The 22404-nt window shown below is 63.3% G+C and carries 18 protein-coding genes and 2 tRNA genes; 14 read left to right on the forward strand and 6 right to left on the reverse strand.

Features of this window, described 5'->3' with window-relative positions:
• Window positions 1-53: 53 nt before the first annotated feature.
• The 4 genes from HPT29_RS11960 (at window position 54) to HPT29_RS11975 (ending at window position 4544) form a co-directional block, all read left to right on the forward strand.
• Entirely contained in the window at window positions 54-1073 is a 1020-nt protein-coding gene (locus HPT29_RS11960) for an amino acid ABC transporter substrate-binding protein (protein ID WP_173950350.1), read from the forward strand.
• Window positions 1074-1209: 136 nt separating this feature from the next.
• Entirely contained in the window at window positions 1210-2421 is a 1212-nt protein-coding gene (locus HPT29_RS11965) for an amino acid ABC transporter permease (RefSeq protein ID WP_173950351.1), read from the forward strand.
• Between the two features lie 8 nt (window positions 2422-2429).
• Window positions 2430-3749, forward strand: a complete 1320-nt coding sequence (locus HPT29_RS11970; RefSeq protein WP_173950352.1) for an amino acid ABC transporter permease — start codon at window positions 2430-2432, stop codon at window positions 3747-3749.
• Window positions 3750-3827: 78 nt separating this feature from the next.
• Window positions 3828-4544, forward strand: a complete 717-nt coding sequence (locus HPT29_RS11975) for an amino acid ABC transporter ATP-binding protein (protein ID WP_173950561.1) — start codon at window positions 3828-3830, stop codon at window positions 4542-4544.
• Between the two features lie 63 nt (window positions 4545-4607).
• Here HPT29_RS11975 and sseA read toward each other — a convergent pair whose 3' ends face one another.
• From sseA to HPT29_RS11995, 4 genes are all read right to left on the reverse strand, one after another.
• Window positions 4608-5462, reverse strand: a complete 855-nt coding sequence (gene sseA, locus HPT29_RS11980; RefSeq protein WP_173950353.1) for a 3-mercaptopyruvate sulfurtransferase — start codon at window positions 5460-5462, stop codon at window positions 4608-4610.
• A gap of 24 nt (window positions 5463-5486) precedes the next feature.
• Window positions 5487-6209 carry an alanyl-tRNA editing protein gene (locus HPT29_RS11985; RefSeq protein WP_173950354.1) on the reverse strand — a complete coding sequence of 241 codons (723 nt, stop codon included), beginning with the start codon at window positions 6207-6209 and terminating at the stop codon, window positions 5487-5489.
• A gap of 99 nt (window positions 6210-6308) precedes the next feature.
• Window positions 6309-7787 (reverse strand): cryptochrome/photolyase family protein, encoded by a 1479-nt coding sequence (locus HPT29_RS11990; RefSeq protein WP_173950355.1) that lies wholly within the window; start codon window positions 7785-7787, stop codon window positions 6309-6311.
• 88 nt (window positions 7788-7875) lie between these two features.
• Window positions 7876-7950, reverse strand: a tRNA-Asn gene (locus HPT29_RS11995).
• Between the two features lie 212 nt (window positions 7951-8162).
• Between HPT29_RS11995 and HPT29_RS12000 the strand changes: the two genes are divergently transcribed.
• From HPT29_RS12000 to HPT29_RS12020, 5 genes are all read left to right on the forward strand, one after another.
• Window positions 8163-8236, forward strand: a tRNA-Cys gene (locus HPT29_RS12000).
• Between the two features lie 22 nt (window positions 8237-8258).
• A complete protein-coding gene (locus HPT29_RS12005) occupies window positions 8259-8921 on the forward strand; it encodes a protein-L-isoaspartate O-methyltransferase family protein (protein WP_173950356.1) in 663 nt (220 codons plus the stop codon).
• 187 nt (window positions 8922-9108) lie between these two features.
• On the forward strand, window positions 9109-10524 hold the full coding sequence (locus HPT29_RS12010) for a TolC family outer membrane protein (RefSeq protein WP_432807295.1): 1416 nt from the start codon (window positions 9109-9111) through the stop codon (window positions 10522-10524).
• A gap of 156 nt (window positions 10525-10680) precedes the next feature.
• On the forward strand, window positions 10681-11238 hold the full coding sequence (locus HPT29_RS12015; protein ID WP_173950358.1) for a DUF2497 domain-containing protein: 558 nt from the start codon (window positions 10681-10683) through the stop codon (window positions 11236-11238).
• A gap of 141 nt (window positions 11239-11379) precedes the next feature.
• A complete protein-coding gene (locus HPT29_RS12020) occupies window positions 11380-14088 on the forward strand; it encodes a valine--tRNA ligase (protein WP_173950359.1) in 2709 nt (902 codons plus the stop codon).
• Between the two features lie 197 nt (window positions 14089-14285).
• Here the strand turns inward: HPT29_RS12020 and HPT29_RS12025 are convergent, their stop codons facing one another.
• Window positions 14286-15632 carry an Nramp family divalent metal transporter gene (locus HPT29_RS12025; RefSeq protein ID WP_173950360.1) on the reverse strand — a complete coding sequence of 449 codons (1347 nt, stop codon included), beginning with the start codon at window positions 15630-15632 and terminating at the stop codon, window positions 14286-14288.
• A gap of 228 nt (window positions 15633-15860) precedes the next feature.
• On the opposite strand from HPT29_RS12025, the gene HPT29_RS12030 reads away from it, so the two are divergent.
• The 5 genes from HPT29_RS12030 (at window position 15861) to HPT29_RS12050 (ending at window position 20645) form a co-directional block, all read left to right on the forward strand.
• The gene (locus HPT29_RS12030; RefSeq protein ID WP_173950361.1) at window positions 15861-17837 is read left to right on the forward strand and encodes an acetyl-CoA carboxylase biotin carboxylase subunit; all 1977 of its coding nucleotides are present in this window, start codon (window positions 15861-15863) and stop codon (window positions 17835-17837) included.
• A 53-nt stretch (window positions 17838-17890) separates the two neighbouring features.
• Window positions 17891-18328 (forward strand): DUF1489 family protein, encoded by a 438-nt coding sequence (locus HPT29_RS12035; protein ID WP_173950362.1) that lies wholly within the window; start codon window positions 17891-17893, stop codon window positions 18326-18328.
• Between the two features lie 368 nt (window positions 18329-18696).
• Complete coding sequence (locus HPT29_RS12040; protein ID WP_173950363.1) at window positions 18697-19053, forward strand: hypothetical protein; 357 nt, start codon at window positions 18697-18699, stop codon at window positions 19051-19053.
• Window positions 19054-19146: 93 nt separating this feature from the next.
• On the forward strand, window positions 19147-19854 hold the full coding sequence (locus tag HPT29_RS12045; RefSeq protein ID WP_173950364.1) for a glutathione S-transferase N-terminal domain-containing protein: 708 nt from the start codon (window positions 19147-19149) through the stop codon (window positions 19852-19854).
• Window positions 19855-19937: 83 nt separating this feature from the next.
• Window positions 19938-20645 (forward strand): DnaJ domain-containing protein, encoded by a 708-nt coding sequence (locus tag HPT29_RS12050; protein ID WP_173950365.1) that lies wholly within the window; start codon window positions 19938-19940, stop codon window positions 20643-20645.
• Between the two features lie 79 nt (window positions 20646-20724).
• Here the strand turns inward: HPT29_RS12050 and HPT29_RS12055 are convergent, their stop codons facing one another.
• Entirely contained in the window at window positions 20725-22311 is a 1587-nt protein-coding gene (locus tag HPT29_RS12055) for an SPOR domain-containing protein (RefSeq protein ID WP_173950366.1), read from the reverse strand.
• Window positions 22312-22404 lie beyond the last annotated feature (93 nt).

A 22404-nucleotide genomic window follows, 5' to 3' on the forward strand; every position in this document is an offset into this window, starting at 1 on the left:
GTCATAACCATAAGCGGCCGAGCCAAGTCGAACTATTGGGAGAAGATACAAACATGAAAAAGGCTCTCGTATCGATTGCCTTCGGCCTGACAGCCAGCCTGCTCGCGACGGGCGCATCCGCCCAGGCGACGCTCAACAGCGTGAAGCAGAAGGGCTTCCTGACCTGCGGCTCGAACACGGGTCTCGCCGGTTTCGGCCAGCCGGACGCTCAGGGCAACTGGACCGGGCTCGACGTCGATTTCTGCCGCGCCATCGCCGCAGCCATCTTCGACGATCCGACCAAGGTTCGCTTCATTCCGCTCGCCGCCAAGGACCGTTTCACGGCCCTCCAATCCGGCGAAGTGGACGTGCTGTCCCGCAACTCCACCATGACGATGTCGCGCGACACCCAGCTCGGCCTCGACTTCCCGGCGATCAACTACTTCGACGGTCAGGGCTTCATGGTCCGCAAGAAACTCGGCGTTTCCTCCGCCAAGGAGCTGAACGGCGCCTCGATCTGCACCCAGCAGGGCACCACCACCGAGCTGAACCTCGCCGACTACTTCCGTGCCAACAACATGAAGTACGAAGTGGTGGCATTCGCCACCTCGGACGAGACGTTCAAGGCCTATGACGCCGGCCGCTGCGACGCCTTCACGACCGACGCTTCGGGCCTCTACGCCGAGCGTCTGCGCGCCTCGGCTCCGGACGATCATATCGTTCTGCCCGAGATCATCTCGAAGGAGCCTCTCGGCCCGGCCGTCCGCCACGGCGACAACCAGTGGGGCGATATCGTCCGCTGGACCCACAACGCCATGCTGAACGCGGAAGAGCTCGGCGTGACAAAGGCCAATGTCGACCAGATGAAGACCTCCGAGAACCCGGAGATCAAGCGTCTTCTCGGTACGGAAGGCAAGTTCGGCGAGGCCGTCGGCCTGACCAACGACTGGGCCGTGCGCATCATCAAGCAGGTGGGCAACTACGGCGAAGTGTTCGAGAAGAACGTCGGCGAAGGCTCCCGCCTGAAGATCAAGCGCGGCCAGAATGCGCAGTGGACGAAGGGCGGCCTGCAGTACGGCATCCCGATCCGCTAAGCTGAAGAAGATGGGGCGTCCGGACATTCCGGGCGCCCCTCTCAGACACGAACAACAAAAAGCCGCCCGTTCATGGGATTATGCATACCGTGAACAGGGGAGGACGGCTGGGCATAAATAAAAAAGCCGTCAGAGGATGAACTCAGTGCAAACCGTTGTCAGTCAGACATCGCCCCCCAAAAAATCGTTCCTATACGATCCCAAGGTCCGTGGGATCTTCTACCAGGTCGTTCTCGTTCTCGCGATCGTCTATCTCTTCTACGTCGCCGCTACGAATGCCGTCGAGAACCTGCAGCGCGCCAAGATCGCCTCGGGATTCGGCTTCCTCAACAACACCGCGGGCTTCGATATCAGCCAGACGCTAATCCAGTTCAGCGCAGCCGGCGGGACCTATGGCGACGCGTTCATCGTCGGCCTCCTCAATACCCTGGTCGTTTCCGCCATCGGCATCTTCTTCACCACGATCTTGGGCTTTCTGATCGGCATCGCGCGCCTGTCCAAGAACTGGATGGTGGCCAAGGTTGCCATGGTGTACGTGGAGGTGCTGCGCAACATCCCGCTGCTGGTGCAGCTGCTGTTCTGGTACATCGCAGTCCTCGGAACCCTGCCGCAGCCGCGCAACTCCCTTGAGATGGGCGCTGGGTTCTACCTGAACTCGCGCGGTCTCTTCATGGCCAAGCCCGTCTGGGGCAGCAATATCTCGGTTGTCGTTGCGGCCCTTGTAATCGGCCTCGTCGGGACCTTCGTGTACCGCCGCTGGGCCAAGGCGCAGCAGGAGCAGACCGGGCGGCAATACCCTGTGGGGAAGGTCACCTTGGGCTTGGTCCTCGGCCTACCCGTCCTGACCTGGATCGTCCTTGCCGTGACGGGAGCCAACCCGATCACCTTCGAATTGCCGCGCAAGGGAACGTTCAATCTGACGGGCGGCATGCAGATCCTGCCGGAATTCGTGGCGCTGCTCCTGGGTCTCGTCACCTATACGGCCGCCTTTATCGCCGAGGTCGTCCGCGCTGGCATCCTGGCCGTGTCGAAGGGGCAATCGGAAGCGGCAGGCTCCCTCGGCCTCACGCCGGGACAGACCCTGCGTCTGGTGGTGATCCCCCAGGCCATGCGCGTCATCGTTCCGCCGCTGACCAGCCAATACTTGAACCTGACGAAGAACTCCTCCCTGGCTGTCGCTATCGGCTATCCCGACCTCGTGCAGGTCTTCATGGGAACCGTGTTGAACCAGACGGGCCAAGCCATCGAGGTGGTCGTCATCACCATGGGCGTCTACCTGACAATCAGCCTCGTGACGTCGTTCATCATGAACATCTACAATCGCCGCGTGGCGATCGTCGAGCGGTAGGAGATCGCATGAGCACCGCCGTCGACATTCCCCGTTTCGTCCGCGCCAAGCAGGTGGAGGCGCTGCCTCCGCCCAACCTGGCCCGCGGGCCCATCGCGTGGGTTCGGGAGAACCTCTTTTCCGGCCCCTTCAACACCATCCTGACCCTGGTGGTGTTCTACCTCCTGTACGTCGCCGTTCCTCCACTGGTGAGATTTCTGTTCATCGATGCGGTTTGGACCGGTACCGATCGGGCTGCCTGCCGGGCCGATACGGGCGGCAGCGAAACCGGCGCCTGCTGGGCGTTCATCTGGGACAAGATCAACTACTTCATCTATGGCTCCTATGCGGTGTCCGAGCGGTGGCGGGTCGACATCTTCTTCGCGCTTCTGGCCATCGGGGTCGCCTGGTTGCTATGGCTCAGGGCGCCGCGCAGGGATCTCGGAGCGGTTTATTTCTTCTGGATCTTCCCGGTCGTCTCCTACGTGCTTCTGACGGGCGGCAATGCCGATTTCGGCCTGCGCTTCTGGATGGGGTTTGCGATCTTCGGCGCGCTGGTGATTGCCCTGTTCGCTTTCTTCGCGGCACTGCTCAAGACCGCCATGCGTCCCGCCCTCATCATGGGCGGCGGCATCGTCGCGGTGATCGGCATTACCCTCGCCGTCGTCGATATCGATTTCGGCCTCGCCCATGTGCCCACCTCCTTGTGGGGCGGCGTTCTCGTGACGCTGCTGGTCGCGACTGTCGGCATCGTGGTCTCGCTGCCCTTCGGCATCGTCCTTGCCCTGGGGCGGCGCTCGAAGCTACCCATCGTGCGCATGGCCTCGGTGATCTTCATCGAGTTCGTCCGCGGCGTGCCGCTGATCACGGTGCTGATCATGGCCAACACCATGCTGCCGCTGTTTCTTCCGGGCGACATGACGGTGGACCGCTTGCTCCGGCCCCTCATCGGCACTGCGCTCTTCGCCTCCGCCTACATGGCCGAGGTCGTCCGCGGTGGCCTCCAGGCCATGCCGAAGGGGCAGTACGAAGGCGCAATGTCGCTGGGACTCAACTACCCGCAGATGATGACCCTCATCATCCTGCCCCAGGCCCTGCGGATCGTCATTCCCGGCATCGTGAACACCTTCATCGGCCTGTTCAAGGACACGTCGCTGGTGGCCATCGTTGGTATCTTCGATCTGGTGAAGACTATTGAAGCCTCCCGCATCGACCCGAACTGGGCGGCTCCGACGATCGGCATCACGGGCTATGCCTTCGCGGCTCTGTTCTACTTCATCTTCTGTTTTGGCATGTCGCGGTACTCGCTGGGAGTCGAGCGGCGCCTTGCGGCTGGTCAGAAACGGTAAACACACATGGCAACGACACTTTCATCCCAAACCATCCGCTCCGTCGACGTCGACCCGAAAGCCGAGGCCGCGGTCCAGATGATCGACGTGCACAAGTGGTACGGAGAGTTCCACGTCCTGCGCGACATCAATCTCAACGTGCGGCGCCGCGAGCGAATCGTGATCTGCGGTCCCTCGGGCTCCGGCAAGTCCACGATGATCCGCTGCATCAACCGTTTGGAGGAGCACCAGAAGGGCCGCATCATCGTCGACGGCACGGAGCTCACCAACGATCTCAAGCGGATCGACGAGGTGCGTCGCGACGTGGGTATGGTGTTCCAGCACTTCAACTTGTTCCCGCACCTGACGATTCTCGAAAATTGCACGCTGGCTCCGGTCTGGGTGAAGAAGATGCCCAAGAAGGAGGCGGAAGAGATCGCCATGCATTACCTGAAGCGGGTCAAGATCCCCGAACAGGCGAACAAGTATCCCGGCCAGCTCTCCGGCGGCCAGCAGCAGCGCGTGGCGATCGCCCGCTCGCTGTGCATGAGCCCGAAGATCATGCTGTTCGACGAGCCGACCTCGGCGCTCGATCCCGAGATGGTCAAGGAGGTGCTCGACACCATGGTGGGGTTGGCCGACGAGGGCATGACCATGCTCTGCGTCACCCACGAGATGGGCTTCGCCCGCCAAGTGGCCGACCGGGTGATCTTCATGGATTACGGACAGATCGTCGAGATGAACACACCCGACGAGTTCTTCAGAAATCCGCAGCACGAGCGGACCAAGCTCTTCCTGTCACAGATCCTGCACTGAGCGGATCGTGCAAAACGAAAAGGCCCCGGCAATCTCCGGGGCCTTTTTTCTGCGCTGGCCGGTTCAGGCTTTCGTTCCCGGGCCCGTCGCGATCGGCAGGTCGTCCCGTGCACCCCACTCGGACCAGGAGCCGTCGTAGATGGCATCAGCGGGGCGCCCCAGGGTTTCGAAGGCAACCGAGAGAATGGCGGCCGAAACGCCTGAGCCGCAGCTCGCGATGATCGGGCGTTGCAGATCCAGGCCGGCGTTACGGACGGCCTGCTCGATGCTTGCGCTGTCCTTCAAGCGACCGTTGTCGACGATGTCGCTCCAGGGGAGGTTCGCGCTGCCCGGAATGTGTCCTGCCTTGAGACTTGGACGAGGCTCCGGCGCCTCTCCTCTGAAGCGATCCGCCGCGCGGGCATCGACGACCTGCGCCGAGCCGGACTGAATGGCGTCCTGCACTCTCGCGACATCCGCGACGGCCGAACCCGCGACGGAAGGCGTGAAGGTTTTTGGCGAGCGCGGCGCCTCCGGGCCCGTCTCGATCGCTCGTCCTTCCGCTATCCAGGCAGGGAAACCGCCATCGAGAATCGAAACATCACGGGCGCCGAAAACCTGGAACATCCAGCGGACCCGCGGGGCCGAGAAGAGACCCAGGCCGTCATAGACCACGATGGTCATGTCCTGGCTGATGCCCATGGCGCCGACAGCCTTGGCGAAGTCCTCCGGCGAAGGGAGCATGTGGGGCAGGGCAGAGCGCATGTCCTTGACCGTGTCGATGTCGAAGCGCACGGCTCCCGGAATATGGCCGGCGAGGTACTCGGACTGGGGATCGCGGTTCTGGTTCGGAAGGTACCACGAGGCGTCGACGACCACGAGATTCGGATCGTTCAGGTGCTCCTGCAGCCAGGAGGTCGAAACGAAAGGCTGGGACATGACAAAGCTCCTTGTCATACGAAATCAATCGACCAGGGACATGCGAACGCGGCGGTTCTGCTTGCCCTTCTTCTCGATGTCGGTGACCGCGACCGTACCGATCTCGCCGGTGCGGCGCACATGGGTGCCGCCGCAGGGCTGGAGGTCGATTCCCTCGATCTCGACCAGACGGACGCGGCCGGATCCACGTGGCGGCTTGACCGACATGGTCTTCACGAGTCCCGGATTGGCATCGAGTTCCTCATCCGTGATCCACCGCTCGGTGACCGGCGCGTCCCGAGCGATAAGGGCGTTCAGCTTTTCCGTGATCTCGGCCTTGTCGAGGCCGGCATCCGGGATGTCGAAGTCGAGCCGCCCGTCGCCGTCGCCGATCGCACCGCCCGTCACCGGATAGGGAAGAACCACGCTGAGCAGGTGCAGGGCCGTGTGGACGCGCATGCGCTTGAGGCGACGTGGCCAGTCAAGCTGCAGCTGGACGGTCTCACCCTCGGTGAACCGGGCGGCCGCCTCCTGTCCGACGAGATGCACAACCTGCGACCGATCCGGGCCATAGACCGTGTTCGTGATCGGGAAACCGTCGCCGTTGGCACTCACGATGGCGCCGACATCTCCCGGCTGCCCGCCGCCTTGAGCATAGAACACCGTGCGATCGAGGATGACGCCACCCTCGGGCGTCGTCCCGAGGACCTGGGCCTCGCAGGAGGTGGCATAGGCGTCGTCGCGGTAGAGGAGCTTGGTCGCAGTCATGATCGTCTCGGGTTGGACGGGGCCGGATCGTCCCGTTCGAAAAAGCGACCGGGATGCTGACGTCAAGGAGCATGTCGGGTCAAGCTCCCTTGGCGAAGGTTACGAAGGCAGATCGGCCACACTGCGAAGGCTGCGAAACGCCTGCAAGGCTCTTTCGCGCGCCGGGCCGTGGGGGACGATCGGATCAGGGTAGGTCTCACCCCGCCTGACTCCGGCCGCATGCAGAACAGCGGGGGGCGCGTCCCAGGGCTTGTGGATGAAGCCCGAGGGCAGCTCGGCGATCTCAGGGACGAAAGAGCGGATGTAGTCGCCGTCCGGGTCGAATTTCTCGCCTTGGGCGACCGGGTTGAAAATCCGGTGAAAGGGCGCCGAATCGGGTCCCGATCCCGCAATCCATTGCCAGCTGAAGGCATTGTTGGCGGGGTCGGCGTCGACCAGGGTGTCCCAGAACCAGGCCTCGCCCCGGCGCCAGTCGGTCAGGAGGTGCTTCACCAAAAACGAGGCAGCGATCATGCGCACCCGGTTGTGCATCCAACCCGTCTGCCAGAGTTGGCGCATTCCGGCATCGACGATCGGATAGCCTGTCCGACCCTTCTGCCAAGCCCTGACGGCTTTCGCATCTTCGCTCCATGGAAAGCGGTCGAACCGGCTGCTGTGCGGCCGATCAGGCATGTGAGGGTAATAGTGAAGCATCTGGTGGCTGAAGTCGCGCCAGATGATTTCACTCAGATATTTCTCCGCATCACGTGCTAGGCTGGGCTCGCGGGCGGCTTCTGCCGTCACGCCATGCCAGATCTGCCTGGGGCTGATCTCACCGAAGCGCAGATGAGGGGAAAGACGCGACGTGCCCTGAACCGACGGGTGGTCCCGATTGTCCGCATAGCCTCTCAGGCTCTCCCGGCAGAAGCGCTCGAATCCTTCCTGACCGGCCCGTTCGCCCCGGCGCCACTCGGCACGCATGCCGTCGGCCCAGTCGGGGGATGAGGGTTCGAGGCCTAGTGCGCCGACAGGGATGGCGGCATCCAGGAGCGCTGACGGCCACGTTCCTCCGGGGATCCGCTTCGGAGGAGGCAGCGCAGCGGCAACGGGCCGGGCCATGACGGCCCTCAGATAGGGGGTGAAAACCTGAAACGGCTTTCCGGCCTGGTTGGCAATCGTCCAAGGTTCGTGCAGGAGCCGTCCGTTGAAGCTGTGGGCTCGGATGCCCAAATCGGTCAGGTGCTTCTTGATCGCCCTGTCGACGGCGATCTCGGCCGCGCTATAGCGCCGGTTCCAGAAGATCGCGGAGGCACCCGCTTCGATCGCGATTCTGCCGACAATCGAAAGCGCCGACCCTTTGAACACGAGAAGCCCGGACCCGGTCCGCCGGAGCGCATCGTCAAGAGCTTCGAGAGAGCCGTGGAGCCACCATCGCGTGGCGCCGCCGAGCGGGCGTAGCCCGTCCGAGTCGTCATCCAGGACCGCGAAGCATAGAACCCGCGAACCCGTCGCGACGGCCGCAGCGAGGGCAGGGTGATCGGAAAGGCGATGATCGTCGCGAAACCAGACCAGGACGGGAGACTGTGAATCGGTGCTCATGGCAGCGGATCATAGCCAAGGTTCCATCCCGCGAAAGGCCAAGACGAAACCGTGCGGACTGAGCTCGAATGCGGGGAGACGGGAAGGTTGGCTCCGGCGGTAGGATTCGAACCTACGACCAACGGATTAACAGTCCGCTGCGCTACCGCTGCGCCACGCCGGAATAAGCCATACCTTTCCAAGAAGCCTTATCGCTCAGCTTCTTGAGCGCCGCGGAGGTCCGTGGGACATGTCCGCCGGCGAGGTGGGAGGCATATAGCACGGGTTTCGACGGTTGCAAGCGCATTGTTGTCGAGCAAGCGTGAAAAGGGGCTGTTGCTCTTTGGGGGGATGGTTGCTATGGAGCACCCGTCGCGTTCGCGGCACGCCCCGGATGGCCTCGTGGCGGAGTGGTTACGCAGAGGACTGCAAATCCTTGCACCCCGGTTCGATTCCGGGCGAGGCCTCCAACGAATTCTGAAGGCACTATCCATGGTCGATTTCACCCAAGCGCGCCGCATGATGGTTGATGGCCAGCTGCGCACTTTCGACGTGAACGACATGCCTCTCCTCGATGCTATGGACAGCGTTCCGAGAGAGCTTTTCGTGCTCCCGGGCCGCGAGAGCCTTGCCTACATCGACCAGGACATTCTCGTGAGCAACGGCGGCGAGAGCCGCTACATGCTTTCTCCGATGATCCTGGGTCGCATGATCCAGGCTCTCGAGATCGACGCAGGCGACAATGTTCTCGATGTCGCCGGCGGCCGCGGCTACGCTTCTGCGGTCCTTCGCAGGCTGGGTGCTCGGGTGACCTTCCTTGAATCGGACGAAGCGCTTGCTACTTCCGCCAAGCAGTGCCTCGGCGCAGCCGGATGTGACGACGTTGCCGTCGCGGCCGGTGCGCTCGAACAGGGCTATGCCGCGAATGCTCCCTTCGACGCCATTCTCGTGAACGGCTCGGTCGAGGTTCGCCCGCAAGCGCTCCTCCAGCAGCTCGGCGAGGGTGGCCGTCTGGTGTGCGTCAAGGGGCGCGGGCGCGCCGCCCGGGCGACCCTCTATGTCCGCACCGGAGACGCGATCGGTGAGCGGAGTCTCTTCGAAGCCGCCGCGCCCCTTCTGGCCCCGTTCGTTCAGCCGGCCGGTTTCACGTTCTAATTCCTTCCAGATCCTTAATTTCCCCTGTCCGGCAGTGTCGCTTTTTTGCGCCACTCCCAAGCTAAAATCGAGCCGGCCCCAACGCGTTGTTGCCGACTCCGTTCCCTTGGGTATTGTTGCGCTTTGAGTCGCAGTGGTTTCTGAAATCGGCGTCTCTTGCGGATATTCCGTTTGGGTCGCTAGGCAGGTGCGCGTGAAGAATAAGCATTCCAAGAAGACGTATCGCTGGCTCTGTGGGGTGATGACCTCGGTGTTCGTGCTGATGGGCCCGGCTGGGGCTTCGGCTGAGACCTTGGAAGGCGCTTTGTCCCGCGCTTACGGGAACAATCCGGACCTGAATGCTCAGCGTGCGAACGTCCGCGCGACGGATGAAACAGTGGCCCAGGCGAAATCCGGCTACCGACCGGTCATCAACGGAACGGCCGATGTCGGCCGCAGCTGGGCCTCGGTCGAGCAGCCCTCGTCCCGGTTTTCGCCCAATACGACGACCCAGAGCGCTCTCAACCCGCGTGGGTTCGGCGTCGAGGTTAACCAGACGATCTTCGATGGCTACCGGACCCAGAACCGGGTCCGTGCAGCGGAATCTTCGGTCCTCGGCTCCCGCGAAACCCTGAACAGCACCGAGCAGAGCACCCTGCTCGACGCCGCAACGGCCTATATGGACGTCCTGCGGGATACGGCCATTCTCGATCTGCAGCGCAACAACGTCGAAGTCATCGACGAGCAGCTGCGCCAGACCCAGGACCGCTTCAACGTCGGCGAAGTGACCCGAACCGACGTCGCCCAGGCCGAAGCCCGCCTGGCGGCCGCACGGTCCGAGGCCAGCCTGGCCGAGGCCACGCTGCGCAACAGCATTGCGGTCTACCGGCAGGTCGTGGGCGTCGAGCCCGCGCAGCTCGCGCCCGGGCGCCCCCTGGACCGGCTGACCCCGCGCACGGTCGATGCGGCTCTCAAGATCGGGCTGAACGAGCATCCTGCCATCAAGGCGCGCCAGCATGCGGTCGACGTGGCCGAACTGCAGGTCAAGATCGAGGAGGGCGCCCTTGCTCCACAGCTGGGCGTCGTCGGCGCGATCGACCAGCGCTACGACCGGCAGACGGGAGGCGATGCATCTTTGTCGGGCTCCGTGGTCGCGCGGCTTACCGTGCCGATCTATGAAGGCGGTCAGGTTTATGCCGCGACGCGTCAAGCCAAGGAAGTGGCTGGACAGCGCCGGCTCGAGGCAGATTCGGTCCGCGATCAGGTCCGTGCCGCCGTCAGTTCCTCCTGGGGACGGCTGGAGGCGGCCCGCGCCCAGATCGTCGCCGCCCAGGCTCAGATCGACGCTGCCGAGACGGCCCTGAGCGGCGTCCGCGAGGAAGCCCGCGTCGGCCAGCGTACGACCCTGGACGTGTTGAACGCACAGCAGGAACTGCTGAACGCTCGGGTCAACCTCATCACGGCCCAGCGCGACCGGGTGGTGGCCTCCTATAGCCTGGTCAACGCCATGGGACGCCTCAACTCACGGGCGCTCGGGCTCAAGGTCAATCATTACAGCCCGAAGATCCATTACGATCAGGTCAAGGATCTTTGGGTCGGCACAAGTACGCCCGACGGCCGTTGATAAGTTTCGGGGCCAGAACCAAAAAGTTCTGGCCCCGCTTGTTTTCTTTAAGGTTGCGTAAAATACTTCATTTGCATTCTTTCGAATGTGATTCTTGCGTATTTTGATTTGGATGCGGCAATGGGTTCTACGAGCCTGAAAGTTAACGAGCCATCGATGGAAGAAATTCTGGCTTCCATCCGGCGCATCATCTCCGACGATGAGGCGCTGCAATCCCCCGAGCCGGAGCAGCCGGCATCCTCGCCGCTGAAGAACGTCCTCGACATTGCCGAGATGCATATGTCGCCGCTGATCGCGCCGGGCCCCAACGAGTCGGTGCTCGGCCCCTGGAGCCGCGGTGAGGCTATGCTGGACGAGCGGCCCACGGATGAGGGCTCAGAGCATTTCCACGATGGTCGCGAACCCAGGCAGTCCACCCTGGCCCTGGCCCAGATTGCGGCCTCGGAGGCTGCCACTCGGGCGGCCGCACCCATCACGCTGCCCCAGCCTGCAACCGCCGACCTTCTCCTCTCCAAGGAGGCCAGTGCCGCGGTTTCCGGTGCGTTCGACCGTCTCAGCGTTTCCGTGAAGCCAAGTCAGCCTCAGACCGTCGAGGATCTCATGAAGGAGATGCTGCGGCCCATGCTGAAGGCATGGCTCGATGACAATCTTCCTTCCATGGTCGAGCGCCTGGTGCGCGGCGAGATCGAGCGCGTAACCCGCTCCCGGAGTTAGAACCGAGCCCTGGCCTGAAAACCGGGGCAGTTTTCGGTTCGGCGGGTTCAGATTGCCGCGCCTCTGTTGACTTCGTCCCATCCGTCCGGTTTGTAGCCGTCTTGCTCGCGCGTTGTTCGCGCCCACAGGCCGGTACTCATCATGATGGACAAGACGTTCGATCCTACCTCCGTCGAAGCACGCATTTCCTCCCGTTGGGAGGAGGCTGGCGCTTTCAAGGCCGGCCGCGCGGATCGCCAGGACGCGGTACCCTACACGATCGTCATTCCGCCGCCCAACGTGACCGGCTCGCTCCACATGGGGCATGCCCTCAACAACACGATCCAGGATATCCTGTGCCGTTTCGAGCGCATGCGGGGCAAAGACGTGCTCTGGCAGCCCGGCATGGATCATGCGGGCATCGCCACGCAGATGGTCGTCGAGCGTCGACTGGCTGAGCGCCAGATCCAGCGTCGCGACCTCGGCCGTGACGAGTTCGTCAAGCGCGTCTGGGAGTGGAAGGAGGAATCCGGCGGCACTATCGTTCGCCAGCTCAAGCGCCTCGGCGCCTCCTGCGACTGGTCGCGCGAGCGCTTCACCATGGACGAGGGGCTGTCCCGCGCCGTGCTGAAGGTCTTCGTCGATCTCTATCGGCAGGGCTTGATCTACAAAGACAAGCGCCTCGTGAACTGGGATCCCAAGTTCCAGACCGCAATCTCGGACCTGGAGGTCCAGCAGGTCGAGGTGAAGGGTCATCTCTGGCACATCCGCTATGCCGTGGAGGGAATGCCGGATCGCTCCATCACGGTCGCCACCACGCGCCCGGAAACCATGCTCGGCGACGTGGCCGTTGCCGTTCATCCCGAGGACGAGCGCTACAAGGACCTCGTGGGCAAGTTCGCCGTCCTGCCGCTGGTCGGTCGGCGTATCCCGATCGTGGCTGACGAGTACTCCGACCCCGAGAAAGGCACCGGCGCGGTGAAGATCACGCCTGCGCACGATTTCAACGACTTCGAAGTGGGCAAGCGCCACAAGCTGCCGCTGATCAACATCTTCGGCACCGAGGCTCAGCTTGCCGTCGCCGGGAACGACGCTTTCCTGGAAGGCGTCGAGCGGACCGACGATCTGAACGCTGTGCTGGCTCTCGACGGTCTTGATCGCTTCGAGGCACGCAAGCGGATCGTCGCCATGCTGGAGGAGCGCGAGCTTCTGGTCCTGATCGAGCCGCATGCCCATACTGTGCCGCACGGCGACCGTTCCAATGTGGTGATCGAGCCCTACCTCACCGACCAGTGGTACGTGAACGTGAAACCTCTGGCCGACAGGGCGCTCGATGCCGTGCGCAAGGGCCAGACCAAGTTCGTGCCCGAAACCTGGGAAAAGACCTATTTCCAGTGGCTCGAGAACATCGAGCCCTGGTGCGTTTCGCGTCAGCTCTGGTGGGGCCACCAGATTCCGGCCTGGTATGACGATCAGGGCAATGTCTACGTCACCATGAGCGAGGAGGAGGCGAAGGCCGAGGCACGCGCAAAGAACGGCCGCGATGTGCCGCTCAGGCGCGACGAGGACGTGCTCGACACCTGGTTCTCTTCGGCCCTGTGGCCGTTCTCGACCCTGGGCTGGCCAGACGATGCACCGGAGCTGAAGCGCTACTACCCGACGAATACCCTCGTCACCGGCTTCGACATCATTTTCTTCTGGGTCGCCCGGATGATGATGATGGGCCTGCACTTCATGGAAGAGGTTCCCTTCGACACGGTCTATATTCATGCCCTCGTCCGCGACGAGAAGGGTGCGAAGATGTCGAAGTCGAAAGGCAACGTCATCGATCCGCTGAATGTGGTGGAGCAGTACGGGGCCGATGCGCTGCGCATGACGCTCACGTCCATGGCCGCGCAGGGGCGCGACATCAAGCTGTCGGTTCAGCGGGTCGAGAACTACCGCAATTTCGCGACCAAGATCTGGAACGCGGCGCGTTTCGCCGAGATGAACGAGTGCAAACGCGTTACCGGCTTCGATCCGAAGTCCGTGAAGGAGACGCTCAACAAATGGGCGCTCAGCGAGTGCGCCAAAGCAATCAATGAGGTTGCCACGGGCATCCAGAGCTACAAGTTCAACGAAGCGGCAGGTGCGGCCTACCGCTTCGTCTGGAACGTATTCTGCGACTGGACGCTCGAACTGTCCAAACCCGTGCTCCAGGGCGCGGATTCGCCCGCCAAGGACGAGACGCGCGCCACGATCGCGTACATCCTGGACGAGATCTGCAAGCTTCTCCACCCCATCATGCCGTTCCTCACGGAGGAGCTGTGGGAGGTGAAAGGGCAGGAGGGGCCGAAGCGCGACACAATTCTGGCTTTGGCTCCCTGGTCGAACCTCGATCACCTGATCGATCCGCAGGCTGAAGCCGAGATCGGCTGGGTGGTGGACCTCGTGACGGAGATCCGCTCCGCCCGTTCGGAGACGAACGTGCCGGCCGGTGCGCAGATCCCCCTGGTCCTCGTGGCGTCGTCGGACGACGTGAGGGCTCGCGCCGGGCGCTGGGGCGACATCGTCAAGCGGCTTGCCCGGATCTCCGAGATCTCGTTCGCCGACGCGGCTCCGAAGAGCTCGATCCAACTCCTCATCCGCGGTGAGGCCGCGGCTCTGCCGCTGGAGGGCGTGATCGATCTCGATGCCGAGCGCGCGCGCCTCGCCAAGGAAATCCAGAAGCTCGACGTGGAGATCGGCAAGATCGATGCAAAGCTCGGGAATGCGGATTTCATCAAGCGCGCGCCGGAGGAGGTCGTCGAAGAACAGCGCGAGCGCCGCGACGAGGCTGTGATGCGCAAGGCCAAAATGGAAGAGGCACTGAGACGTCTCAAGGACGCTTGAGGCAGTCTCCTTTCCAAGTACCCGTCATCGCCGGCCCTGTTCCGGTGATCCCGATCGGTCAAGCGCCACGCCCACCGATCGGGATGGACGGGACGAGCCCGGCCATGAACCCAAGGCAGCTCACACCCCAAGAGAAGGCAAGGGAACCGCGATGAGCCGACGCGGAGCCATGGATTTCCTTCCGCCGCTTCTGCGCCTCACCCGGTCGCGAAATCCACCAAGAGCTTCACGTTGAGGGCCACGATGACAGCGGCGATGAAGCCCGCAATCGCGGTGAGCCACCGCGGCGTGACGAGGGCGCCCATCTTGGCCCGTGAGGCCGTCATCGTCACGAGCGGGATGACCGCGAACGGAAGCTGAAGGCTCAGGATCACCTGGCTCAGGATCAGCAGTTTCGCCGTGCCCCCCTCTCCGTATGCGATGGTAACGCCCGCCGCGGGGATGATGGCGATGCCGCGGGTGATCAGGCGGCGCATCCAGGGCGCCATCTTGAAGCTGATGAAACCCTCCATGACGATCTGTCCTGCCATGGTGGCGGTCACCGTCGAATTTAGGCCGCAGCAGAGCAGCGACAGACCGAAGAGCATCGGCGCGATCGCACTGCCGAGAATCGGCTTGAGCAGGGTATGGGCCTCGCCGAGTTCTGCGATCTCGGAGCGGCCGGTGTGATGGAAGGCAGCCGCGGCGAGGATGAGCAGAGACGCATTGATGGTCAGAGCGAACATCAGCGCGATGGTCGAGTCGAGGGTTGCGAAGCGCAGAGCCTCGCGTCGCTCGGACAGGGTGTCGCCGTAGGCGCGGGTCTGCACGATGCCTGAATGCAGGTAGAGGTTGTGCGGCATGACCGTGGCGCCCAGAATGCCGAGGGCGAGATAGAGCATGTCGGGATTGGTGACGATTTCCGTCGTTGGAGCAAATCCGGTGATGACGCCCGCCCAGTCCGGATCGGCCATGGCGATCTGGATCCCGAAGCAGATTGCGATCACGCCGAGCAGCGTGATGATGAAGGCCTCGACCCATCGGAAGCCGAGATTCTGCAGATACAGGATCAGGAATACGTCAAGCGCCGTGATGATGACGCCGATTTCGAGCGGGATTCCGAAAAGGAGATTGAGGCCGATCGCCGTGCCGATCACCTCCGCAAGATCCGTTGCACAGATGGCAAGCTCCGCCAGAACCCACAGGATCCAGGCGACCGGCCTCGGATAGGCGTCACGGCACGCCTGAGCGAGGTCACGGCCGGTCGCAACCGCCAGCCTGGCGCAAAGGGACTGCAGGATGATCGCCATGATGTTGGAGATCAGCGCCACCGACAGAAGGGCGTAGCCGTATTTCGAGCCGCCGGCGATCGAGGTCGCCCAGTTGCCTGGATCCATGTAGCCCACGGCCACCAGATAGCCTGGCCCCAGGAACGCGGCTGCGCGACGCCATACCGATCCCGGCCTCACGGCGATTGAACGGTTTACCTCCGGCAGGGAGGCAAGGTCCGACGATCGCCGCCATGCGGCCTTTTGCACGAGGGACACGGGAGCGGACTGATCCATGGCGTCTTTCTGCAGTTGCAAACCATTTGCAAGAAGAATCTAGCGTGTGTCCTCGGTTGCGGCAAGAGGAGAAATGCACAAAGTTGCATCAGGAGGCCTGTCATATCCCGAAGGGGACGCCTACCCGGTGGGCTCCGGTCGCGCTCATGCGTTTCGGGCGTGACAACGCCCGCGAGGTTTGCTCTAGGTCTTGCAAAACCAGACGGGTCAGCTGGAACAGGGATCGAAATGCTCGAAAGTGTCCTGATCGCCAATCGCGGCGAGATCGCGTGCCGCATCATTCGCACCGCCAAGCGCCTGGGGATGCGGACCATCGCGGTCTATTCGGAAGCCGATGCGGAATCGCTCTTCGTCCAGATGGCGGACGAGGCCCATCTGATCGGACCAGCCCCCGCGCGCGAGAGCTATCTCCGCATTGACAAAATCATTGACGTCGCCAAGCGCACCCGGGCCGCCTCCATCCATCCCGGATACGGATTCCTGTCCGAGAGGGCCGAATTTGCCGAGGCCTGTGCGGCGAACGGCATCGTGTTCGTCGGACCGCCAGCCTCCGCGATCAAGGCGATGGGGCTCAAGGACGCCGCCAAGGCGCTGGTCCAGCAGGCTGGCGTACCCGTCGTTCCGGGCTATCACGGCTCGAAGCAGGATCCGGATTTCCTGCGTCAGAAAGCATATGAGATCGGGTATCCGGTCCTGATCAAGGCGGTCGCCGGCGGCGGCGGCAAGGGGATGCGGCGTGTCGAGAAGGCGGCCGATTTCGACGCGGCGCTGGAGAGCGCCCAGCGTGAGGCACAGAATGCCTTCGGTGATCCACGGGTACTGGTGGAGAAGTACATCCTCTCGCCGCGCCACATCGAGATCCAGGTCTTTGCCGACGGGCATGGCAATGTGGTGCATCTTTTCGAGCGCGACTGCTCGCTCCAGCGCCGCCACCAGAAGGTGATCGAAGAGGCCCCGGCGCCCGGGATGACGTCGGAAATGCGCCAGGCCATGGGACAGGCAGCCGTCGAGGCCGCCCGGGCCGTCGGCTATGTAGGGGCCGGAACCGTGGAGTTCATCGCCGATGGTCGCGAGGGTCTGCGGCCCGACCGCTTTTATTTCATGGAGATGAACACCCGCCTTCAGGTGGAGCATCCGGTCACGGAAGCAATCACCGGGCTTGATCTCGTCGACCTGCAGTTTCGCGCCGCGTCGGGCGAGGTCCTGCCATTCTCGCAGGACGACCTCGCCATCGACGGCCATGCGGTCGAGGCGCGTCTGTATGCGGAGGATCCGGAAAAGGAATTCCTGCCCTCCACAGGAAAACTTTGGGCATTGGAGTTCCCGGACCGGGAGGGTGTCCGCATCGACACAGGGGTCGAGGCCGGTGCCGAGGTGACACCGTACTACGATCCCATGATTGCGAAGGTCATCGCCCATGGAGCGAGCCGCCTCGAAGCCTTGGATAAGCTGGCGGAAGCGCTCGGACGAACGATCGTGGCGGGCCCGAAGACGAATGCGGCGTTCCTGAAGCGTCTCTGCGAGGCTGAGGGCTTCAGGGCAGGCCAATTCGACACCGGGTTCATCGACCGTAACCTCGACAGCCTCGGGGTCGGGCCGCAGCCCGTCGACGAAGTTGCCGTGTCGTTCGGTGCGTCGGCGCTGATCTCCCGGGAGATCGAACGGTTGCGCATGGCCGAGCTCCAGAAGAGCGACGAGCCGTCGTCGTCGTGGTCCATGCCGGATGGTTTTCAGCTTCTCGGACTTCGCAACGTCGGCGTGCCTCTTCGGGTCGACGGGGAGCGCGTCGAAGCGCGCGAGGTGTTCAGCCAAGAGCATCGGGGTGCGAGCACCGTCGCATTCGGTGGGAGCGATCCCTGGGCGGTCGAGGAGATTGACCAGGAAGTGGACGCGCCGCACGGCGTCTACATCATCCGCAACGGACGCCAGACCCTGGTTCAGCCCTATGATCCCTTCGACGTCGATCTCGAGCACATGGATGAGGGTGGCACCGTCAAGGCGCCGATGCATGGCAAGCTCATCGCCGTCTTCGTGCAGCCTGGCGATCGGGTCGAGAAGGGACAGCGCCTCGCCATCGTGGAAGCGATGAAGATGGAGCATGTGCTGGTGGCGCCTTCGGATGCGGAGGTGGCGGAGATTGCCGCCGACCCGGGGGCACAGGTGGCCGAAGGGGCGCGCCTGATCGTGCTGAAGACGGAGGAATAGCCTGCGTCGCATCGTCGGATGACAAACCGACTGGTGCATGGTTGAAAAAGGACATGGCACTTCACCTGATCAAACTCTGCGTCGGTTGTGACTCGATTACGAATCTCGAAGAGTGGATCGAGGAAAACCGTGCGCTGCACCGGCGGCTCGGGCGCGAGTACGAGCAGACGCACACGACGCGGATGGTGCCCAAGCGGGTCGACGAACTGCTGGATGGCGGTTCCCTGTACTGGGTGATCAAAGGGCAGGTCGCGGCTCGTCAGCAGCTTCTGGATGTCCGACCTTTCACGGACGCGGACGGGATTGGCCGCTGCCGTCTTGTGCTGGACCAAGCGGTGATTGCCGTCGAACCGCGTCCCTTCAGACCGTTTCAGGGCTGGCGCTATCTTGTCACTACGGACGCCCCGCGTGACATCGACCTGAAAGCCGGCGACCTCGCCAGGATGCCAGAGGACATGCGGCGCGAACTCGCTGAACTCGGGCTTCTCTAACTTATGTGAATCTGTGGGGATGGTTTGATGAGGTTCCGCTCCGTCGCTGCTGTCATTCTGATCGCCACGGGCAGTCCTGCCCTTGCGAAAGAGTGCCGCATGCCCGATCCGGCGCCGGGCGTTCGCCCGGAGCTGCCTCCCAGCTGCAGGGCGCGGCTTGAAGGGCGGGAGGCGAGGGCCGAGCGGCCCGATTCCCTCAATGGAAACCAGGGGTTCGTCAATCTAGGAAACGGAACTCAGGTGCGGATCGGCGGTCGCGTTCGGACGGAAGTCATGGGCCGTCGTTAAACTTTTTTGCTGGGGATCTTCTTGGAACCGCGCTGGCTCGAACAGCATTGGCTCAGCAGTACAGTTGAGTGGAGGTTCCGATGCTGATGTGTGCATCCGAAGGCCGGCACTGGCGCTACGAAGTCTGCGAGCACGATGACGGCTACCTGGTCCAGATGCGCGACCTTGCCACCGGCGAGCTCGACGAGGAATTCTCCACCATCTTTCGCACCTTGCCCGTCGCTTTCGCCTATGCCGAGATGTCGGCCGCCTATGAGCGCTACGCGGCCTCGGAACTCGAGCAGGCGGAAGACGAGCAGATCGAGATCGATGTCGAAGCGACCGAGCGTCATTTCATCGATCTGAGCGATCGTTTGCACGATTCGGGCATCAACGGCATCGTGGTTCAGGCCTGGGAGCGGGAGAGCCAGCGCAGTCGGGCCGGCCTGCTGCACTGAATGTTGATTGGGATAAGGCCTGGCCGCGTTTGCAAGCCGGGCCGCTCCCTCTAGCATCGCTCCATCACGACTCACGCCGACGATGGAGTTCCTATGGCAGATCTTTCCTCATTTCCGATTGCGACCCGCTGGCCTGCCCAGCATTCCGACCGGATCCAGCTTTATTCCACACCGACGCCGAACGGGGTCAAGGTCTCGATCATGCTGGAGGAGACCGGCCTGCCGTACGAGCCTCACTTCATCAATATCGGGCAGAACGAAACCTGGACCCCCGAATTCCTGTCCCTGAACCCCAACGGCAAAATCCCTTCGATCATCGACCCCGACGGACCCGGTGGCCGGCCGCTTGCCCTGTTCGAGTCCGGTGCGATCCTCCTCTACCTGGCAGAGAAGACCGGCAAGTTCCTGCCGTCGGATCCGGCGAGGCGGTATGAAACGATCCAGTGGGTGTTCTTCCAGATGGCGGCTGTTGGGCCGATGTTCGGTCAGCTTGGCTTCTTCCATAAGTTCGCCGGCCGGGAGATCGAGGACAAGCGTCCGCTCGAACGGTATCGCAACGAATCGAAGCGCCTGCTCGGTGTCCTCGAAACGAGGCTCGAAGGGCGTGACTGGATCATGGGCGACGATTACACGATCGCCGATATCTCCCTGCTCGGCTGGGTCCGGAACCTGGTCGGGTTCTACGGCGCAGGGGAACTCGTGGAGTTCGACAGCCTGAAGCGCGTGCCATCCTGGCTCGAACGTGGCTTGGCTCGACCGGCCGTCCAGCGCGGCCTGGACATCCCCAAGCGGCCTGAATAGCCCTTCGCCGCAGGGCCCATTCCCTGAACGGCAATTTACATCTGTCCCATCCCGGCCCACATGTTGGGGTGGGGAAGAAAACGATGATGCTGCTTCTTGGAATATTGGCGGTCGCACTTCTGTGGTGGCTCGCCAAGTCTTATACCCTGACCGACCCGAAGTCCTTGGCCAAGGGTCTCAAAGCCGTGGCCGGCATCGCGGCGCTCGGTGCCGCCGTGCTCCTGGGGGTCAAGGGACGCTTCGACATGGCGCTCCTCCTCGGCGGCTTCGCCGCCTGGGCTTTAGGCTGGAGCGCTCTGAATTTGCCAGGACCTTGGCGCAACTTCCAGCAGGCGCGGGGCCGTTTTTCACGAATTCGGTCAGCCATGATCGAGATGGAAATCGACCACGCCACCGGGGCCGTCGAGGGCACCATTCTGGTGGGAGCTTTTGCAGGGCGCCGGCTCTCGAGCCTCGACCCGGAGAGCCTCCGCCGTCTCTACGATGAATGCTCTGCCCACGATCCGCAGGGCGTGCCGCTCCTAGAGGCGTATTTTGATCGCCGGTTTGCCGGCTGGCGTGAAAACGCTCAGGGAGATCGTGACACGCGGACGCGCACCCAGGCGCATTCGGGCGTAATGACGAAAGAGGAAGCCTATCAAATCCTGGGCCTTCAGCCGGGTGCGAGCCTCGACGAGATCCGAAAAGCGCACCGGACGCTGATGAAGAAACTCCATCCCGACCAGGGAGGAACGGCGTACCTCGCGGCTCGCGTGAACGAGGCGAGAGAAGTGCTGAGCCGACATCGCTGATACTCCACGCGCGATCCGGTGTGTCTGGAAGCCACGACGGCGCAAAAACACACGCCGTCGCAGTGTTCGCTAAAGTCGGTTAGCCACGTGCGGCGAAACAGTTGACGCCGCCTTTCTTGAGCTGCTTGCAGGCGTTGGCAGCATCGTTCGACTCCGAGAATCCCGAGAACCGTGCCCGGTACAGGGTGCTCCCGTCGACCGTCACCTTCTCGGTGAAGGGGGAAGCCTTGCCCAGAACCTTGCCGAACCGGCTGCGGGCCGAGTCGAGCATGGCCTTGGCCTTGTCTTCATCGTCCGTCGCACCGAGCTGAACGACCCAGCCCGTCACGGCCTTCTTGGGCTCGGACGCCTCCGTCTTGGGAGCGTCAGCCTTGAGGGAGGCTGTCTTGGTCGCCGCGGGAATGTTCGCGGACGGGGCAGGCTCGGAGGCCTTTGCCTCGATCTTGGCCTGCAGGGCAGCCTTCTGGGAAGCCGGGATCGGCGCGGAGGTCTGAAGGGCTGCATAGGCCTGGGCATTCAGCGGCAGGGGTTCCTGACCCTTTTGCCACCGGACCGAGGAGGGCGTGGTGGTCGAGCTGGCGCCGGCAGCCGAGGCCACGACCGGCCGCAGGGTATTCAAGTCGAGCGGCTTGCGGTCGGGGCCGGCCTGAGGCGTCGAGGCCTGTGCAACAGGAGCCTGGGCGATGGCCGAGGCCACTTTGACGGGTGCCGCGATGGGTGCCGGGTCGACCGGGCGCGGAGCCGGAGCCTCTGCCACCATGGCCGGCTGATTCTCGACCACGGAAGGCGCGGTCCGGGTGCCCGCATAGGCCCGCGGCAGATGGCTCTCGATGAGACCCGCCATTCTCTGGTCGCGGGACGCGCCGGAGCGGCCACCGAGCACAACGGCCACGATGCTGCGGGTGTCGGTGTTGACCGAGGTCAGCAGATTGAAGCCGGACAGACGGGTGTAGCCGGTCTTGATCCCGTCCACGCCCTCGATCTTGCCGAGCAGCCGGTTATGGCCGCGGATGGTTCGCCTGCCATACTGGAAGGATTGGGTCTGGAAATAGGCGAAGTACCGTGGGAACCGGTCCTGAATCGCGCGGCCGAGGATCGACAGGTCACGGGCGGTCGTGATGTTCGGCGGCTCATGCGGCAGGCCGTGGGGATTGTAGAAGGCCGACGAGCTCATGCCGAGCTCCCGCGCCTTGCGGGTCATCATCTGCGCGAAAGCGTCCTCCGAACCTGCGATGTTCTCGGCCACCACAACGGAAACGTCGTTGGCCGAGAGGGTCACCATCGCCTTGATGGCATCGTCGACCTCGATGGTCGAGCCGGGGCGTAGGCCGAGCTTGGTCGGCGGCTGGCTGGCGGCATAGGCGGAGACGGTGAGGGGCGTGTCGGCGCGCATGCGCCCGCGCTCGAGCTGCTCGAACAGGAGGTAAAGGCTCATCACCTTCGTAAGGGATGCGGGAATGCGCGGTTCGTCGACATTCTCACCCTGGAGAATCTTGCCGGTCTTGGCGTCGACCACGATGGAGGCAGAGAGGGGGCTATAACCGCCGCCGGCCTGCTTGGCCTTGCGCCGTGCCGCATCCGCCGGAGAGGCGACCGCGACGGCAAATGACGCAACGATACCAACAAGAGCCCATGTCTTTCGGCGTCCCATCCAAACCGAATTCATGCTGCAACAATCCCTGTTTCGTTTGGTTCTAGGCCCTTGCGCCCGGTTCTCTCGGAGGAACCGTTGCCGGCGCAACACATACCCTGACGGTAA

It is taken from the genome of Microvirga terrae (assembly GCF_013307435.2).
In the GTDB taxonomy this organism is placed as follows: domain Bacteria; phylum Pseudomonadota; class Alphaproteobacteria; order Rhizobiales; family Beijerinckiaceae; genus Microvirga; species Microvirga terrae.

What these genes read in the sequence shown, in the direction of transcription:
- HPT29_RS11960 (WP_173950350.1), top strand. Translation starts at nt 54, where the DNA reads ATGAAAAAGGCTCTCGTATCGATTGCCTTCGGCCTGACAGCCAGCCTG.
- HPT29_RS11965 (WP_173950351.1), top strand. Translation starts at nt 1,210, where the DNA reads ATGAACTCAGTGCAAACCGTTGTCAGTCAGACATCGCCCCCCAAAAAA.
- HPT29_RS11970 (WP_173950352.1), top strand. Translation starts at nt 2,430, where the DNA reads ATGAGCACCGCCGTCGACATTCCCCGTTTCGTCCGCGCCAAGCAGGTG.
- HPT29_RS11975 (WP_173950561.1), top strand. Translation starts at nt 3,828, where the DNA reads ATGATCGACGTGCACAAGTGGTACGGAGAGTTCCACGTCCTGCGCGAC.
- sseA (WP_173950353.1), bottom strand. Translation starts at nt 5,462, where the DNA reads ATGTCCCAGCCTTTCGTTTCGACCTCCTGGCTGCAGGAGCACCTGAAC.
- HPT29_RS11985 (WP_173950354.1), bottom strand. Translation starts at nt 6,209, where the DNA reads ATGACTGCGACCAAGCTCCTCTACCGCGACGACGCCTATGCCACCTCC.
- HPT29_RS11990 (WP_173950355.1), bottom strand. Translation starts at nt 7,787, where the DNA reads ATGAGCACCGATTCACAGTCTCCCGTCCTGGTCTGGTTTCGCGACGAT.
- HPT29_RS12005 (WP_173950356.1), top strand. Translation starts at nt 8,259, where the DNA reads ATGGTCGATTTCACCCAAGCGCGCCGCATGATGGTTGATGGCCAGCTG.
- HPT29_RS12015 (WP_173950358.1), top strand. Translation starts at nt 10,681, where the DNA reads ATGGAAGAAATTCTGGCTTCCATCCGGCGCATCATCTCCGACGATGAG.
- HPT29_RS12020 (WP_173950359.1), top strand. Translation starts at nt 11,380, where the DNA reads ATGATGGACAAGACGTTCGATCCTACCTCCGTCGAAGCACGCATTTCC.
- HPT29_RS12025 (WP_173950360.1), bottom strand. Translation starts at nt 15,632, where the DNA reads ATGGATCAGTCCGCTCCCGTGTCCCTCGTGCAAAAGGCCGCATGGCGG.
- HPT29_RS12030 (WP_173950361.1), top strand. Translation starts at nt 15,861, where the DNA reads ATGCTCGAAAGTGTCCTGATCGCCAATCGCGGCGAGATCGCGTGCCGC.
- HPT29_RS12035 (WP_173950362.1), top strand. Translation starts at nt 17,891, where the DNA reads ATGGCACTTCACCTGATCAAACTCTGCGTCGGTTGTGACTCGATTACG.
- HPT29_RS12040 (WP_173950363.1), top strand. Translation starts at nt 18,697, where the DNA reads ATGCTGATGTGTGCATCCGAAGGCCGGCACTGGCGCTACGAAGTCTGC.
- HPT29_RS12045 (WP_173950364.1), top strand. Translation starts at nt 19,147, where the DNA reads ATGGCAGATCTTTCCTCATTTCCGATTGCGACCCGCTGGCCTGCCCAG.
- HPT29_RS12050 (WP_173950365.1), top strand. Translation starts at nt 19,938, where the DNA reads ATGATGCTGCTTCTTGGAATATTGGCGGTCGCACTTCTGTGGTGGCTC.
- HPT29_RS12055 (WP_173950366.1), bottom strand. Translation starts at nt 22,311, where the DNA reads ATGAATTCGGTTTGGATGGGACGCCGAAAGACATGGGCTCTTGTTGGT.